The sequence below is a fragment of the Treponema denticola genome, assembly GCF_024181645.1.
Lineage (GTDB): Bacteria > Spirochaetota > Spirochaetia > Treponematales > Treponemataceae > Treponema_B > Treponema_B denticola_A.
On sequence record NZ_CP058624.1, the window covers coordinates 2,648,482 to 2,664,032 of the forward strand.

15 protein-coding genes are annotated in these 15,551 nt (G+C 31.7%); 7 read left to right on the top strand and 8 right to left on the bottom strand.

Features of this window, described 5'->3' with window-relative positions:
• Nucleotides 1-13: 13 nt before the first annotated feature.
• The 3 genes from HO345_RS12415 to HO345_RS12425 form a co-directional block, all read right to left on the bottom strand.
• Nucleotides 14-1,558, bottom strand: a complete 1,545-nt coding sequence (locus HO345_RS12415; protein ID WP_253683170.1) for an AlwI family type II restriction endonuclease — start codon at nucleotides 1,556-1,558, stop codon at nucleotides 14-16.
• Between the two features lie 239 nt (nucleotides 1,559-1,797).
• Entirely contained in the window at nucleotides 1,798-2,721 is a 924-nt protein-coding gene (locus HO345_RS12420; protein ID WP_253683171.1) for a Dam family site-specific DNA-(adenine-N6)-methyltransferase, read from the bottom strand.
• On the bottom strand, nucleotides 2,712-3,719 hold the full coding sequence (locus HO345_RS12425) for a DNA adenine methylase (protein WP_253683172.1): 1,008 nt from the start codon (nucleotides 3,717-3,719) through the stop codon (nucleotides 2,712-2,714). The genes HO345_RS12420 and HO345_RS12425 overlap by 10 nt, the downstream gene beginning before the upstream one ends.
• A gap of 166 nt (nucleotides 3,720-3,885) precedes the next feature.
• On the opposite strand from HO345_RS12425, the gene murD reads away from it, so the two are divergent.
• The 4 genes from murD to HO345_RS12445 all read left to right on the top strand — a co-directional run bounded on the left by murD (nucleotide 3,886) and on the right by HO345_RS12445 (nucleotide 6,390).
• Entirely contained in the window at nucleotides 3,886-5,334 is a 1,449-nt protein-coding gene (gene murD / locus HO345_RS12430; protein WP_253683173.1) for a UDP-N-acetylmuramoyl-L-alanine--D-glutamate ligase, read from the top strand.
• Nucleotides 5,335-5,402: 68 nt separating this feature from the next.
• The gene (locus tag HO345_RS12435; RefSeq protein WP_253683174.1) at nucleotides 5,403-5,645 is read left to right on the top strand and encodes a hypothetical protein; all 243 of its coding nucleotides are present in this window, start codon (nucleotides 5,403-5,405) and stop codon (nucleotides 5,643-5,645) included.
• Nucleotides 5,642-6,040, top strand: a complete 399-nt coding sequence (locus HO345_RS12440; RefSeq protein WP_253683175.1) for a type II toxin-antitoxin system VapC family toxin — start codon at nucleotides 5,642-5,644, stop codon at nucleotides 6,038-6,040. The genes HO345_RS12435 and HO345_RS12440 overlap by 4 nt, the downstream gene beginning before the upstream one ends.
• A 152-nt stretch (nucleotides 6,041-6,192) precedes the next feature.
• Nucleotides 6,193-6,390, top strand: a complete 198-nt coding sequence (locus HO345_RS12445; RefSeq protein ID WP_253683176.1) for a hypothetical protein — start codon at nucleotides 6,193-6,195, stop codon at nucleotides 6,388-6,390.
• Here HO345_RS12445 and HO345_RS12450 read toward each other — a convergent pair.
• From HO345_RS12450 to HO345_RS12470, 5 genes are all read right to left on the bottom strand, one after another.
• Nucleotides 6,387-7,931: an ATP-binding cassette domain-containing protein gene (locus HO345_RS12450; RefSeq protein ID WP_253683177.1), complete on the bottom strand. Its 1,545-nt coding sequence runs from the start codon at nucleotides 7,929-7,931 to the stop codon at nucleotides 6,387-6,389. The two genes, HO345_RS12445 and HO345_RS12450, sit on opposite strands and share 4 nt — an antisense overlap.
• Nucleotides 7,906-9,477: an ATP-binding cassette domain-containing protein gene (locus HO345_RS12455; protein WP_253683178.1), complete on the bottom strand. Its 1,572-nt coding sequence runs from the start codon at nucleotides 9,475-9,477 to the stop codon at nucleotides 7,906-7,908. The genes HO345_RS12450 and HO345_RS12455 overlap by 26 nt, the downstream gene beginning before the upstream one ends.
• Nucleotides 9,478-9,680: 203 nt before the next feature.
• Nucleotides 9,681-10,967: a glycosyltransferase family 4 protein gene (locus tag HO345_RS12460; RefSeq protein ID WP_253683179.1), complete on the bottom strand. Its 1,287-nt coding sequence runs from the start codon at nucleotides 10,965-10,967 to the stop codon at nucleotides 9,681-9,683.
• Entirely contained in the window at nucleotides 10,964-11,914 is a 951-nt protein-coding gene (locus HO345_RS12465) for an ABC transporter ATP-binding protein (protein WP_253683180.1), read from the bottom strand. The genes HO345_RS12460 and HO345_RS12465 overlap by 4 nt, the downstream gene beginning before the upstream one ends.
• A 22-nt stretch (nucleotides 11,915-11,936) precedes the next feature.
• Entirely contained in the window at nucleotides 11,937-13,556 is a 1,620-nt protein-coding gene (locus HO345_RS12470; protein WP_253683181.1) for an ABC transporter permease, read from the bottom strand.
• Nucleotides 13,557-13,910: 354 nt separating this feature from the next.
• Here HO345_RS12470 and HO345_RS12475 point away from each other — a divergent pair, with 354 nt between their 5' ends.
• The 3 genes from HO345_RS12475 (at nucleotide 13,911) to HO345_RS12485 (ending at nucleotide 15,540) form a co-directional block, all read left to right on the top strand.
• Nucleotides 13,911-14,324 carry a hypothetical protein gene (locus HO345_RS12475; RefSeq protein ID WP_253683182.1) on the top strand — a complete coding sequence of 138 codons (414 nt, stop codon included), beginning with the start codon at nucleotides 13,911-13,913 and terminating at the stop codon, nucleotides 14,322-14,324.
• A gap of 81 nt (nucleotides 14,325-14,405) precedes the next feature.
• On the top strand, nucleotides 14,406-14,678 hold the full coding sequence (locus tag HO345_RS12480; RefSeq protein ID WP_253683183.1) for a hypothetical protein: 273 nt from the start codon (nucleotides 14,406-14,408) through the stop codon (nucleotides 14,676-14,678).
• Between the two features lie 22 nt (nucleotides 14,679-14,700).
• Nucleotides 14,701-15,540, top strand: coding sequence for a hypothetical protein (locus HO345_RS12485; RefSeq protein WP_253683184.1), 840 nt, complete (start codon nucleotides 14,701-14,703; stop codon nucleotides 15,538-15,540).
• Nucleotides 15,541-15,551 lie beyond the last annotated feature (11 nt).

The window sequence follows — 15,551 nt, forward strand, 5'->3', positions numbered from 1 at the left end:
TTTTTCTACCTCTTTACCCTAAAAATCTCTTCTTAAAATATAATAACTGATTAGAGATATGAGTTCGCCATTCAGTTGAATCAGACACATCGGATATATCCACACATGCATTATAGAGCGTCATTATATCTAAATGATGTATTTTAATGCCTTGTTTTTTTGCTGTTTTAAAAATTTCCAGCAAGTCGATGAGGTTAGATATTGTAAGCGGTATGATTTTTTGTTTTTGACCTTGATACTCATATTTTACGGCAAACCAGAATGTATTTATTGTATCTTCATGTAATTTAGGTGCGATGAATAAACAATAGTTGGGTTTTTCATTATTTTTGTCTTCAAATTCTCTTAAATGTCTCATTACCGGCTGGCCTTCATTAAACCATTGATCCCTACCTGTGAGCATTGTTACTTCACAAATTGCATTAAAGTTTTTGTAAAAGCATTCAATATCAGGAACTTTTGCCGGAGCGGTAAATGTTGGTTCATTATCATCGCCTAATGGAGAATTCGGCTTTATCAGTTTTGCGTCGTCTATAATGTTTAAAGCAATATTTGTCCATTTTTCTAAAGCTATAGAGGGTTTTATACCAAGTTTAGAAATATTTTGTAAAGCCCTTTTTGCATCATCAATTTTTACATCATTCTCATATGTGTATTTAAGCATTTCATTTTGCAGAGCAAGCCGTTCTTTTCGCAAACTTTCAATTTGTTTTTTTAAATTGTCTATGTCTTTTTGAAGTATTATTTCTGAAATTGTTTTATTTAGCTTTGTTTTTAAATCTTTAATTTCTAAAATAATTTCGGAAGCAATTCTCTGTAGTTCAAAAACTGTTTCAAAAGGCAGAGTATAACCGTAATAGTCTCCAATAAAGGCTTGATATGATTCAACGGAATAATAGCGAGCTTCACCTGTTAAATCATTAAGAATTGCATCTATTTCAACTTTTCTGCGAGGTTCCAAATCAATATAATAACCTCCGCCTCGTATGTATATATATTTTGTTAATCTCAAACATCGGATAATATTATCGGTATATTCATGAATGTTTTTTTGAGGATTATTAAAATCTTTTAGATATTCTGAAATATAGGATTCAATATATAGGCTTTTTTCTTTATCTTTTTTCAAAGCTTCCATTTTGTTGCGAAACAATATAAGTTTTTCTGCAATGTTTTCTACATTTTCAAAATCCGTTATCGAAAGTGCAAATATGCCAAATTCAAGTTTTGATATTCCTTTTTCTTTGATATCTCTCTTCCGGCATTTTTCATTGACATATCGTATAAGTCTGAGTGTATTTATAAATGGAATTGTATTATAGTCTTTAAAGCCTTTCATAAGGGGATTTGGATATTGAAATTTTAAAAGATATGAAAGCATCACATCTCCTATTTCTATTTCTCCATCAAGGAATCTCTGACCCATATCTGTAATTTGAATTTTATTTTCAATAAGTACTGCCAACCCCATTTTTTCAATCGGATCAAATGAAGTCCGCCCTCTCATTGGAGGATCTTCGTAATCTTGAGTATAAAAAATTTCTTTAGCTTCTTCCAATGTTAGATTATGAGATAAATCATTAAAGGCATCTTGTAAATCTTTTGAAAGAATATCTATTTTTGTAGGGACATAATAACGGTTTTTTATTAATCGGCTTTGCAGTTCTTCCTGGGCTGATTTAGTCCATTCTACACCTTCCATTTCTGCAATTGTTGACAGAAATTGAAAAGCCCTTTCGGGGTTTCTCATTGTTGTTGAACAGCTCCATAGTTGTTTCATATATTTATTTACCACCTTTAATAATTTGTAATCAAAACTTCATCACTTTTTCCAATGTTTTTTTTCTGGTAATTGGAATTTTTATAAGAAAAATTTAAGTGGTGACAATTATACTTTTTATTATCTTCCAACCAGTATTTTAAAATATAATTGGTTTTGCTATCAGTAGTTATCACATTTGAAAGAGCAAATTGAATTCTTTTTTTTGTAAGATTATCTAAATATTCAAGTAATTTTTTTTCTTGCATTTCATTCCAACCTCTTTCATTATATGTAGCACAGGTTATTAAATAAGGCGGATCAGCATACACAAAATCGCTTTTTTTTAGTTCATTCGGATTTATCTGTGAAAAATCATTATTCATAAAAATAATATTTTTTTGTTTAATTGCAGATAAAAATACCTTTAATTTATTTTGCATTCTGATATTAAAATCTCGTTTTCCTACAGGAAGATTAAATTGTCCTCTACTATTAAATCTTATTTGATTATTAAATGAAAAAATGATAAGTACATAAAGTATGAGGTAATAATCTTCGTTTTTAATAGATAGTGAGTTAAAATATGAACGTAAAGATAGAAACCCTAGTTTGTTATATCGGCCGAGGCCGTCTGATGAATTACATCGATAGAATTTATATCCTTTTTCTTGTGAATCTGATAATCCATAATCATTAATAATTTTTTTTATTTTTGGAAATAGATCTGTAAAAGAATTTTTTTGAAAAAATGAAAGCAGCTCAATAAGTTTATCGTCATTGTCATTACAAATAATTTTATCAGCATCAATATTTAATGATACATTACAGCCTCCACAAAACAGATCAATAAAACTAGTAATTTTTTTTGGAAATAAAGGTAAAAGTTGAGGCAGCAACTTATATTTTCCTCCCGTAAAATTAAGGGGTGATTTTATTATAGTTTTCTCTTTTAATTGCATTTACAGACAAAGAGCCTCTCTTGATTATCTAAATATTCGGATTTACCTGTTGTAAAAGCCTTGAATTGCTCTGAAAAAACTTTAACACTTCCTTTTGTTTTTAAAGTTTCAAGTAATTGGGTATCTGAAATTTTGGCATTTGAACGGTCATTTCCTTTTTTGGCCATATTATTATATGATACAACAATATATTTTGCTTTTATATCACTTATTAAGTCCTCAAATGCTTTTGGTGCTGAACGGGTGCAGTACTTACTTTTTATGGAAGATCTATCCATTTTTTTTGCAACCCCATGAACATCAGGTTTTTCCCATCTGGCAATATTTTCAACAAGATGGTAGGCATCACTGTACTGGCGTGAATTATATGGCGGGTCTATGTATACGACATCGGCAGAAATATTTTTAACAAGTTCATTGGCATCGCTGTTAAAACATAGATTATCCTTTAAGTCAATATTGGGTTCAGGGCATGGGAGTATAAAATCTTCGGTAAGTTCAACATTTTGTCTGTATGCATCGTAATGACCGCATGTGTTCGCTATTTTATCAAGACCATACAATAAAGATGTTATAAGCATAGCTCTTTCTTTGCCGTTTATTTTTCCTAAGCTGTATTCTTTTTCTATATATTCACGTATAAAGCCGATTTTTGAACATACTTTAGACGAAAAATATGTGTTTGCGAAATTTATTGTCATATAATTTTCTTCATAGGGTATATCGGAGTTAAAATAATCTATATATTTTTGTATTTTTTTTTCATCAAATGCCTCATTGGAAAACCATGTTAGGTGACAAAGATAGTTGCTGTATAGAATATCATTTATAATAAGATGTTTATCCGCATATGCAGAAGAAACTGCTCCTGTACCTGCAAAAATATCGGCAAAACTATTAAAATTACCGCATTCCGATGATATAACATCAGTAATAAAGGGAAGCAGTTTATATTTATTTCCTAAATATCGACGATTATTTATTTTTGTTGTTGTCATTATATCACCCACCCAATAAAATATAGCATAAAATCATTAAAATTTGTATACCCTATGACAAATAATTAACAAATTCTACCACTCCATCGATAATTCCAGTCTTATGTACTTACAATCCATTCCCCCTCATCTGGTACTTCCTAAAATTTTTTGTTATAATGGTGCTATGCAAATAAGCTTAGAAAATATAAAGAATAAAAAAGTAACCGTTATGGGACTTGGTCTAAATGGGGGAGGCCTTGCGACTGCCCAATTTTTTGCACGATATGGAGCCGAGGTTACGGTAACCGATTTAAAAACTTCAGAAGAATTAAGGCCGTCAATCGAAAAACTTTTTGCCTTTAAGAATATTCGATTTGTGTTGGGTGAACATAGAATAGAGGATTTTAGGGAAGCCGATCTTGTCATCAAAAACCCCGGCGTAAAACTTGAAGGAAATGTTTTTTTAGAAGCCGCAAAACGAATAGAGTCCGACGTTTCGATTTTTCTTTCCCTTTCAAAGGCTCCGATTTTGGCGGTAACCGGAAGCAAAGGCAAGTCCTCTACGGTAAGTGCTCTTTATTACGGGCTTAAAAAGTTAGGCTACAATGCTTTTTTGGGCGGGAACATTACAGTCAGCCCTTTAAGTTTTTTTGAAGAAACCTCTTGCGATACACCTGTAGTTCTGGAGCTCTCCAGTTGGCAGCTTGCCGATTTAAAAAATAAAAAACTGCTTAAGCCTAAGATTGCGATTATTACGCCCATAATGCCCGACCACTTAAACTGGTACGGCACAATGGAAAAATATGTTGCCGATAAAAAAATAATCTATGAAAATATGGATGAAGCGGATTATTTAATCTGTAATTTTGATGATGGCTGGGGAAAAATTTTTGCAGAAGAAACAAGGGCAAATGTTTTTTGGTACAGTGAAAAAAAACCGGCTAAAGAATATCGAGGTGTTTTTTTTAATAAGAACCAAGAAGGCCTTTGCAATTTAAGTGGTGGAGAAAGGCTTTTACTTTCAAAGGATGCAAAAGTTCCAGGGCTTAAACTTAAACAAAATGTCTTGAACGCAGGGCTTGCTCTTCTGCTTTATCAAAAAATTCATAAGCCTGAAAATTTGAAAGGCAACGACATCTTAAAAGACAATAACATCAAAGAGCAATCCGAATTTATCCGTAAATTTATGGACGATTATTCGGGTATTGAACATCGATTGGAATTCTTTTATGAAAAAAACGGAATAAAATTTTATAATGATACGGCCGCTACAATTCCCGAAGCATCTGCTGCTGCCTTAGAAGCCTTTGATAAGCCGCCCGTATTAATTTGCGGCGGAACAAATAAAAACTTAAATTTTATTCCGCTTGCCGAAAAAGCAAATCTTGCCAAAAGCCTATATCTTCTTGCAGGAACGGGAACAGACCTTTTAATTCCTCTCCTCAAAGAAACGTCTATTGAATATAATGGCCCCTTTGACAGCTTGGACTCTCTTTTGTTTTCATTAAAAGAAAATGCAGAAAAAAGCGATGTCGTAATTCTATCGCCGGGAGCGGCCTCCTTCGGCATGTTTAAAAACGAATTCGACCGCGGTAATAAATTTAAAGAAAAGGTAAAAGAAATATTTTGCTGATAGAATTTGATATTTTTATAGATTGCCCTATATATATAAATATGGTATAATGTAGGGCAGGAGGGATTATGCCTATACTTCAAGTACATGATTTACCAGATGAAATTTATTCACAAATATATCTTCTTGCAAAAAAAGAGCATAGAACTATAAGGCAACAAACGATTTTAATGTTACAGGATAGTATTGATAAAAGGATAGGGAATAAAAGTAAAAGACAGCTTGTATTTAAAAAAATGGAAGACCTTAACATTGAAGCTGATCAACTTCCAGACCCTGTAGCACTGCTGCGTGAGGATAGAGAACGTTGATTTTAATTCTTGATGCCAGTGCCGCAATTGAAATTGCTTTAAACATGAAAAATGCAGAAGCTTTTAAAAATTCTTGTATGGAAGCAGATATAATACTTGCTCCGGATATTTACCCTTCTGAAATAACAAATGTTTTTTGGAAGTATAGAATTTTTTCTAATTTGGATTTAATAAAATGTGAAAAAGGAATTGAATATTGCATAGATCTAATAGATGATTTTGTAGATACGAGATTTTTATGTAATGAGGTATACGCAGAAGCGGTAAAATACAAACATCCTGCTTATGATATTTTTTATCTCATTGCTGCAAGAAAAAATAATGCCAAACTACTGACTTGTGATAAAAAATTGAAAAAGATAGCTATAGAAATGGGTGTAAAACTAATAGCTTAAAAAAGGTTTTATATGGAGATAAAAAGAAAATTGATTTTATGGATAACAGCTGTTATGTTTGTTCTTTTTATTTTGCCCATGGGTATTGCTTACTTTATCTATTGTGATACTTTTTCACTTTTATCGAGTATGATAATAGAGGTCATAATTATTTGTATTATACTGACGAAGCTAGAAGTTACGGTAAAAAACTCAGCGAAGATTTTACAAGTTTTAAAAAATCTTTGCAAGTAGAAATTACGCCTGAAATACGAGCCGAGTATTTTAAAAAACATCTGGACAAAAAACATTTTTTTGAAATTGATAAAGGTCTAATGGAGAAAATTGTTTCATTCTATGATGAGAGTTAAATGCTTATCACCGCTGCATTTTTGTCTTCAATTTTTTCATGTGTAACGGCAATAATAATTTTATCGGTTATTTGCATAAGATTGTGCTCTATTTTTTTGTAAATTTCGCGTTCTACATTTTTAAAAGGCTCATCCAAGATGATAACGCTTTTTGATAAATCAAGGTTTCGGGCAAGGTTAAGTCTTCTAGTTTCGCCTCCAGAAATACTTTTTTCATCTAAGCTGCCTTTTTCATGTAAAGTATTTGCAAGGGTAAATGCACAGACAAGATCAAGCTCTTTTTGTTTTTGTTCAATAGGAACAAAAAAGTTTTCTTCGATAGATCCATTGATAATAAAATTTTCTTGCGGAATATATGAAATTTCACCGATAAGTTCATCTTCAGTATAGGAATTGATATCTTTACCGTTAATAAAAATCGAATTATCAGGGGCAGGTAATTCTTTTGTAATAAGTTTTATTAGAGTAGACTTTCCTTTTCCGCTTTCGGCCTGCAAATAGTAAAACCCGTTTTTTAGTGATATGTTAAAATCGGTAAAGACAGGATTATCTCCATAAGAAAAATTAAGATTTTTTATCTGTATTGAAGTAAGGGGTTTTGTGGTTATTTTAGTTTCCGAAAGAGGAATTTTAACTTTAAAATATTTTTTGTCCAAAATTAAAAGACCTGATCGAATCGAAACAATATTATAAAATAAATTTTCAAAGCTGCTTGAAATAAGTGCACTCAATCCGAGTATGCCGGCAACCGATCCGACTGTTGCTTTTCCTTTTAAAATAAAATAGAATAAAAAGATAATCATCAAAACATTTATAACAATACTTGGAAAATTCACAATATTCAAAAGTAAATCTCTGTTTGCGCTATATTTATATCGGTAGTTTTCATAATTTTCAAATTCTTTTTTTGTACGTTTTACAAAATATTTTTTTGCACGGTTAATAAAAACAGTAAAATGCCCCGTTAAAATATCTTGAATGTAATTATAATAATCAGACCTTTTGTCTATAAATGTATTTGAGAGTTCATCAAGTTTAGGATCAATTTTTTTGAACATTAAAAAAGAAAAAGCCATTGAAACAAAACAAAAAATAATAAACGGAGGAAAAATAAAATACATTGTTACGAGACCGAATATAATTGCATTTATATTATAGAGGGCATCCATTAGATTACAAATTGCTTCGGAAGAAAAATAATCGCAAGAGTTTATAAAAAGCTCATAGTATTTTGTTTTGTCCTGATGATATTCAATTCTGTTTTCAAAAGCCATATAATTTGCGATATTGTTTCTAAGTGTCAATCTGCAATCTTTTCGCAGTTTAGTTTCAGCTAAATTTTCTATAAATAATATCAGAGCTGCAGCAAAACCGAATGCGGCAAATAGAAAAACATATTCGACCTTTCCATTTCCTTCAATAGTCTTATCTATGCTAATCTGTAAAATTTTTGATGAATAAGTATTTAAAAATGCAGTCATTGCAACTAATAAAAAGGTTATACTAAATAGAAATTTATTTTTCTTTAACAGTTGTAACATTTAATTTTCCTCCTTCCAGAGTAAATATATAATCAAATTTTTCGGTATCAATTTCACGATGCGAAATTTCAATATATGTTAACTCTTTATCATCCAAAAATTTATTTTGAATAAATTTATAATTTTCAAAGTCAAGGTCTGCAAAGGTTTCATCCATAATTATATTTTTATATGAACCTGCAAAAACTCTAGCTAAAGAGGTGCGTTCTTTTTCTCCTCCGGATATTTGTACTCCGTCAGTATCTAATGCGGTTATATCCTTATCGTAAAATTTTTCAAGCCGTGCAAATACATAAGGTTCTTTTTGTTTTTTATCTCCAAAGAAAATATTATCTTCAATCGATGTTTTAAAAAGATGAAAATTTTGATTAATAAAATAAAACGGCGGATATTCATTATCTGAAATTAGTTTATCGTTAAAATATACTTTACCGGTATTAGGTTTTAGTAAATTCAATATAAGTTTTATCAAAGTAGATTTTCCGCTGCCGCTTTTTCCCGTTAATAATATTTTATCGCCCTTGTTGATTTGTAAGTTTATATTTTTTAGAATCGGAATGCTCTCTCCGTTTTTTGTATTATATGAAAAAGAAACATCGCTCAAATTAAGTGTTTGAAACTCCTCTGCCGATAAAATTTTATTTCTTTTGCTTTTTATAATTTTGTCTATTTTTTCTTTGCTTGTTTTTCCGTAACGGACTTCAATAAAAAGCTTAAGCAGCCCTTCAAGCTTTTGCGAAAAAACATTCATATATAAGATTGTAGAACTCAACATACCGATTGTTATTTTGTTTTTTGTAAACAAAAAAATTGCAAATGCTAAACCGGCTACCGCTAAACACATTGAAGTTAAAATCATTATCCATTCAAAAACCGTTTTTTTAATTTCTATTTTGCAGCTTTTGTTTTCAAATATATTATTTGCGCTTACTTGACGGGTAAAAAGCAGATTTCTTTTTCCGTTTAAAATATAGAAGGGAAGGCCTTTTTGATTTTCGCTTGTCTTTGCATTATATTCTTCTTGCAGTCTAATTTCTTGAGAAGACATTTTGTCAATGTGAGGTTCAATGATTTTTGTAACTAATTTACCGATTATAAAAGACGAGAGCATAATAATCGGCAAACTAAAATGAAATGATATCAAAACAAAAACTGTCAGTAAAATTCCTACAAGACTTGAAGCGATATTAATGCGTCCAAGTAAATATGAGGTTTGTATTTTAGGTATTTGATCTTTAAATGCGGTAAAATAATAGTCTGTTTCATGTTCTAAAAAATCTTCAGGAGGAATATTAAAAATAGCATTTGAAAGATTTTGACTATAAAGAAGAGCAAATTTCTTGCGCATAAAAAATACGCCTCGTTGACATAGGTGATGAATGACTACAAAAAGAATTTCAAGCAGAGCGTAGAATATAATGAGTTTAATTTTTTCGGGTGAAGGATTTTTTGTAAATTCATCAATAGCGAATCCAAAAAAATATAAGATACCTGTTGAGACTGCCGTTTGAATGGTTTTAAGAATAAAAATCAATATGAAGTACATTTTTGTCTCCTGTTTTATAATACTGATTATGTTCATTTACTCCGCAACTACCTTTTGTATCCAGAAATTAAGAATGTTTTGTTAATAATAGTTTCGGATTTTTAACTATAACTTTCAGAGTCATATCTTCTGTAAATCAATAATATACTTATTATATATATATATATATATATATTATGCAATAGGTAAACACATTAATATCATTAATAAGAAAAAGCACCTTTAATCTCCTCTTCAACCCTATCTATGATGCTGTCCCAAGAATGTTTTTTTATTTCTTCTGCGACAGGGGAATAAAAATCTTTTTGAGATTTAAGTCTTTCCATTTGAAGCATTATTTTTTCGGCAAGGGCTTCGACAAAGGCGGGCTTATCTTCTTCGTATGCCTTGTCCACATCGTAAATGCGTGGAAGTTTGACAAATTCGATAATGCCGCTTGTGTTGATTTTTTCGCCGAGGAGGTTTATTAGGCCTTCAATTTCTGTGGTAACTGTAAAAAGGCCGCAGGCTAAGGCTTCAACGGCGACAAGACCTAAGGCTTCATAGTACGAAGGCAAAATAAAAATATCGTTTTGTTTTAAAATTTTACACATACATATTTGAGATGAAGCATTTACTATTTTTAAATTTTCACTGTAGTCTGCATTTTTTAAAAGAATGTTCTTTTGTTCTTCGCTTGCATTTCCGATTAAGGTTAATTCCGTATTAGGATATTTTGTTAAAATAAGCGGAAGGGTTTTTGCAAGTTCAAATACTCCCTTTGAATCGGATATCTTTCCTGCATAGCAAAGCCTGAATGTTCCGTCAAAGATATGTCTATCCTTATCGTTAAAAATATCGGGGTTAAAGCCTCCTCCTGCCAATTTAATTTTTTTAGGCGGTGCCGAAAAAATAGTTTGTACTTCGTTAATATCCTTAGGGCTTACGGTAAAATATAAATCAAGCTTATCCAAGTTTTGTATGTACCGTGTCTTTATCCAAGGATTTTTTTTAATCTGCCTTATATCCGTACCGTGACTTATGCCTATTATTTTTTTGCCGGAAAATATTTTTTTTACCAAAGAGGTTAAAATAAAAAGATGATGACTTATAATGACATCGGGATTAAATTCTTCTTTTGCACGGAGAAGAGTTTTTTCAAAAACCGAAATCCATTTTTGATACATCTCATCATTCATTTCGGAATAGACGGTTGATGTATAGGGCATTATGTCGCTCATTCCTGCAATCGGAAAAGGGATGTCTTCATTAAAAACAGTTTTTTCTTCTTGCACATAATCGGATAAAAATTTAATGGGATATTCTTTTACGCTTCCTTGTAATTTGTCGGGTAAAGATTGATTAAAAGTTTTTTCGGCAAAGGGGAGCTGTGTGCCGTAAAGAACCGCATTTTCATGTCCTTTTTTTATCATTCCTTCGATGAGGGTACTAAAATAAACGCCGCTTCCTGTTTTCATCGGTAGTTGTGCAAGACAGTGAAGTATCTTCAATTTAAACTCTCCATATTGTATTTGATGTAGACCTTTTCATTCTTTTGATAATTGCAGTCATTGTTTAAAACAATGGCCTTTAATTCTTTTTCTTTAGATTTAAGAAATAATTCTATTATTTCTCCCTTAAAAATAATATTGATAATTTGGGCTTCTTTAAAATCTTCCGTATCTTCTTCCGGTAAGGATTTAAATACTTTTATCTTTTCAGGTCTGATATATGAATTTTCTATTTTATTGTTTGCACCGATAAAGTCAAGAGCAAATTCGCTTGCAGGTTGATTATAAAGAGATTCGGCTGTTCCTTCCTGAATAATTTCTCCATTGTTCATCAAAATAATTTTATCGGCAATTTCAAATGCTTCGCTTTGATCATGGGTAACAAAAATTGTAGTGATATTAAATTCTTTTTGAATTTGTTTTATTTCTTTACGCATATTGATTCTAAGCTTTGCATCCAAGTTGCTTAAAGGCTCGTCCAACAAAAGAAGTTTGGGCCTTATAATCAAACTGCGTGCAAGAGCGACCCTCTGCTGTTCTCCGCCTGAAAGTTCGCTTATGTGTTTTTTTTCATAACCCGATAAGCCCATCGTTTTTATCATCTTCATTCCGGCTTCAACTCGTTCAGCCTTAGGCATCTTTTTAAATTTTAAACCGTAAATAATATTCGATAAAACATTCATGTGAGGAAAAAGTCCATAGGATTGAAAAACGGTAGAAACATTTCTATTTTCAGGCGGATCATTTGTAATTTCTTTGCCGTCAAGAATTATCTTTCCGCTGTCAGGTTTTAAAAATCCTCCTATCGATTTTAATACCGTACTTTTTCCGCAGCCGGACGGTCCTAAAAGACAGAGGAGTTTCCCTTTTTCAAGATTAAAGCTTATATTTTTTACCGCATTTTTTTCTTTATATGTTTTTGTTAGGTTTGTTAATTCCAAATACATAAAACCTCCGGCATTTTAAAAATTATTTTTTCTTTAAAACTAAAAAGTAAATTAAATTTACAATTAAACAAATTATAATTATAAGCAAAGCAATTACCGAGCCTATTTCATAATAACCGCTTTGAATTACATCGAACATAACAAGGGTTAAAACTTTTTGACTCGGGTATACCAAAAAAATAATTGAACCTATTGTAGTCATAGTTGTTGTAAATCCGTTGATAAAAGAAACGCCTAAGGCATTTTTACTTAAAGGAATAACGGCATCGGTAACTTCATTTATTCTTTTACCGCCTAAATCTCTGATTGAATTTAAAGTGTCGATGTTTATTTCTTCCATTGCAGCATTCCCTATCTTTGTAGAAAATGGCAGCTGTTTAAATAGTATATTTAAAACAACTATTGCTGCCGTTCCTGTAAGCATTAATGGTTTTGAATTAAAGGCCAATAAATAACCGAGCCCAAAAAAAGTTCCCGGAATTATATAGGGAAGAGTTGCGGCAAAATCTACAGCCTGCATTATCTTTATTTTTCTTATTTGTTTATAATAAGCGATAAGCAAACCGATTACGCTGCCTCCGCCTGCAGCGATAAGACTATAGACTATGCTCCTTATAACTGTGCTTGTAATATGATCTCTTGTTTCTAAAATATTTGCAAAGGTAAAAATCATTTTCCCTTTTTTCATTTTTGTAAATGCGGATAGTATAATAGAAGAATATTGAATGCTTATCCATAATAAAAAGAAAACAGCAATTACGCTTATAAGATAAAAAAGAATTCCCTGCCTTTTTATTTCAATTTCCGATGAAGCCGTGCCGTGTGAAGATATGGAAATATTTTTAAAACTTTTTTGATAAAGAATAAAAATAATAATTGCAGGAATTAAAAGAAGCACATTTATTGCGGAAGCCTTACCTAAGTTGCCTTGAGCTATTACCGCAAAATAGCTTTCTGTTGCAAGCACATTAAAAGAACCTCCTATGATTGCAGGAGTTCCGAAATCCGACAAACTTCGCAAAAAAGTTAAGAGCATAACCGATTTGATTGCAGGAAAAAGAAAGGGAAGAATTATATCTATAATCAGGCGGTTTGTCTTTGCTCCGAGGTTACGGGCACTGTCTAATTGAGATCTATCCAAATTATTTAAAAAACCGATTAAGATTAAAGCCGCTAAAGAAAAATTACTTAAAGACTGCATCAGCACAATGCCGGTAATTCCGTACGGACTTTTTGAAATACCTAAAAGATAATAAGAAACAAGGCCCCTCCTTCCAAAGAGGTTTATATAACTGAGGGCTGTTACAAAGGGCGGGCTTATCATCGTTACAGCTAAAATTAGAAAAACAAGGCGTTTTATTTTGTTAGGCATCAGATAAGAAAACAAGGCCGTGGTTATTCCTGCGATTGCCGTTAAAACCGTCGTATAAAGTCCTGCCGATAAGGAATTTTTTAAAAGATGAAGATGATTTTTAAAAACATCTTTAAAAAGCTCAAAGCTAAGGCTTCCGTTTATAACAAGGCTTTCTTTAAATACATAAAAAAAAGGCATAGCTATAAATATAAAAATACCTAAAATTAAGCTTAGTATGAGGATATAGTCTATAAGGCCGTTATAATTTCTTTTAAGTTGCTGTTTCATTAAATTATCCTATAAGTCTATATTATTTTTAATAAATTTACTAGTATATGATATGGAATAAATTTTAGGTGATTGATATAGGAAACCCGTTTTACTCAGGCTTGACAGATTCTAGGTTTTGGCTTAATATGGATATATGCTTGGGAGATTTTTAGCTTATTTTCAATTTTATTTTTCTCAAAACTCAAATTTACTTACTAAAAAAGTAGAGAAAGATGTTAGCCTTGGTTTACCCCCCCCCCCCCATTTTCTCTATTAATTCTAATATCTCTAACGAATAAATTTTTACATTATTGTTTTTCTCATAAAAATAATTCTATTTATAAAATTATATCTCAAGAAGGAAGGGTTAAGATGAAACAAAAAAGATCGGTTTCAATGGTTGGTGCATTAGTTTTGATACTTGGTGCAGCGGTGGTGATGAGCGGATGTTCAGGTACGAACAATAAGATAGAAAATGCACTAGCAGGTATATCTTATGCCGGAACCTATGGCGGTGAGGGTGAAAATTATTCCGGTGTTGGATATTGGGAATTCATTGTCAGTGCTTCAGGAAATTTTACAGGATGGTTTCAAATATTATCTGACGCAAAATCGGAATGCAGCGGTAGTATAAAAGCTGGTGGGAGTTTTACAGGTTCCGGCAAAACGAAATTGACAGGAACAACTTTTACCATTACAGGAAAGATAACAAGTGATAATAAAGTAACCGGTAAGGTGATGGTACAGGGACTAAATACAGTATCGTTTTCAGGAAATAAAAAATAAATAATAAAACCGGGGCTTTTAAAAAAAATATTTTCGATTTTGGAAGCCTCTTCAAAGAGAATAAAGGAGGTATGATAAAATATGGACTTTGAAACATACATTGATGGCGCCATAAAAAAGATGAACAGCTTGGGATATAAGCCGACTTATTTTATGCAAATGAGAAATGACTATGGAACAGTACAAGCGATAAAAAGACTTATTCATGATCCAAGACCTCAAGGCGGTTTTCTTAAACTTCATGAATTGGGGCATCCTGGACTGACAATGGAAAGCATTGTCCTTGAAGAACAGTGGCACGATTTATTTACGGAAGAAGATAGAAAAGCTGCCCGTAATAAACTAAGAAAATAATTGCGATAAAAGGAGGTGTGATATGAAAAAATGGATAACTGTAGTACTTGTATACTGCATTTTTATACTGGTATGTACCTCTTGTGCAAGTTTAGGGGTATGGATGCACGGAGAACAATATTTTGTTGGCAAAACTGAAAATGATTTGATAAAATATTTTGGAGACCATGGCATCGAATCATCCAACAAAACAGAATATGATAAAGTAATAAGATTCTGTAATCAAATAGACACGCTCTATATGGATAAAACAACGGTCAAGATGTATAAAAAGGGAACATCGCAATGTATTTTTTCTTTGGATTTTGTTGAATATAATGACGGCTGCCTTGTTCTAAATGGACGGAGTCATTATTCAGGAGGCACATCTTCTTTTGGGAAAGTGATCATGCCAAGGCATAGTAATGATAATGCCATTATAAAAAATGAACTCAATCGGTTCTGGTATGAAGTTAAAAGACTCAAAGCTGTTTCTACAAGTGAGCAGGATGCATGTTTTAATAATACTCCTGTCGGCAGCTGGTATTTTGTGTATAAAAAAAGCAGTGAATACGTATATCATGGCGGAAACCCATATGTAAAAGAACCTCCCAGTAATATTCCCTTTTACCATTATAATATTTGGCGAGTGGATGTTTCATCAACTCAAAAGGCAACTACTGAAACAGAGATCGCTTACGTTTTCGATTTGAAACATCTTACATATTATGATGCAAAAGGAAGGCAGATTAGCCTTTCGCAAGCACTTGAAAATGAAAAATATTATGAGAAGCAAGGATATACCAGAAGATTGACTAAAGAAGGAATGACAGTAGACGCTTATATTAAATACAATAAAATTGTAAAGATTGAAAAACAATAAATAATATATCT

What these genes read in the sequence shown, in the direction of transcription:
- HO345_RS12420 (WP_253683171.1), bottom strand. Translation starts at nt 2,721, where the DNA reads ATGCAATTAAAAGAGAAAACTATAATAAAATCACCCCTTAATTTTACG.
- HO345_RS12425 (WP_253683172.1), bottom strand. Translation starts at nt 3,719, where the DNA reads ATGACAACAACAAAAATAAATAATCGTCGATATTTAGGAAATAAATAT.
- murD (WP_253683173.1), top strand. Translation starts at nt 3,886, where the DNA reads ATGCAAATAAGCTTAGAAAATATAAAGAATAAAAAAGTAACCGTTATG.
- HO345_RS12435 (WP_253683174.1), top strand. Translation starts at nt 5,403, where the DNA reads ATGCCTATACTTCAAGTACATGATTTACCAGATGAAATTTATTCACAA.
- HO345_RS12450 (WP_253683177.1), bottom strand. Translation starts at nt 7,931, where the DNA reads ATGTTACAACTGTTAAAGAAAAATAAATTTCTATTTAGTATAACCTTT.
- HO345_RS12455 (WP_253683178.1), bottom strand. Translation starts at nt 9,477, where the DNA reads ATGTACTTCATATTGATTTTTATTCTTAAAACCATTCAAACGGCAGTC.
- HO345_RS12465 (WP_253683180.1), bottom strand. Translation starts at nt 11,914, where the DNA reads ATGTATTTGGAATTAACAAACCTAACAAAAACATATAAAGAAAAAAAT.
- HO345_RS12470 (WP_253683181.1), bottom strand. Translation starts at nt 13,556, where the DNA reads ATGAAACAGCAACTTAAAAGAAATTATAACGGCCTTATAGACTATATC.
- HO345_RS12475 (WP_253683182.1), top strand. Translation starts at nt 13,911, where the DNA reads ATGAAACAAAAAAGATCGGTTTCAATGGTTGGTGCATTAGTTTTGATA.
- HO345_RS12480 (WP_253683183.1), top strand. Translation starts at nt 14,406, where the DNA reads ATGGACTTTGAAACATACATTGATGGCGCCATAAAAAAGATGAACAGC.
- HO345_RS12485 (WP_253683184.1), top strand. Translation starts at nt 14,701, where the DNA reads ATGAAAAAATGGATAACTGTAGTACTTGTATACTGCATTTTTATACTG.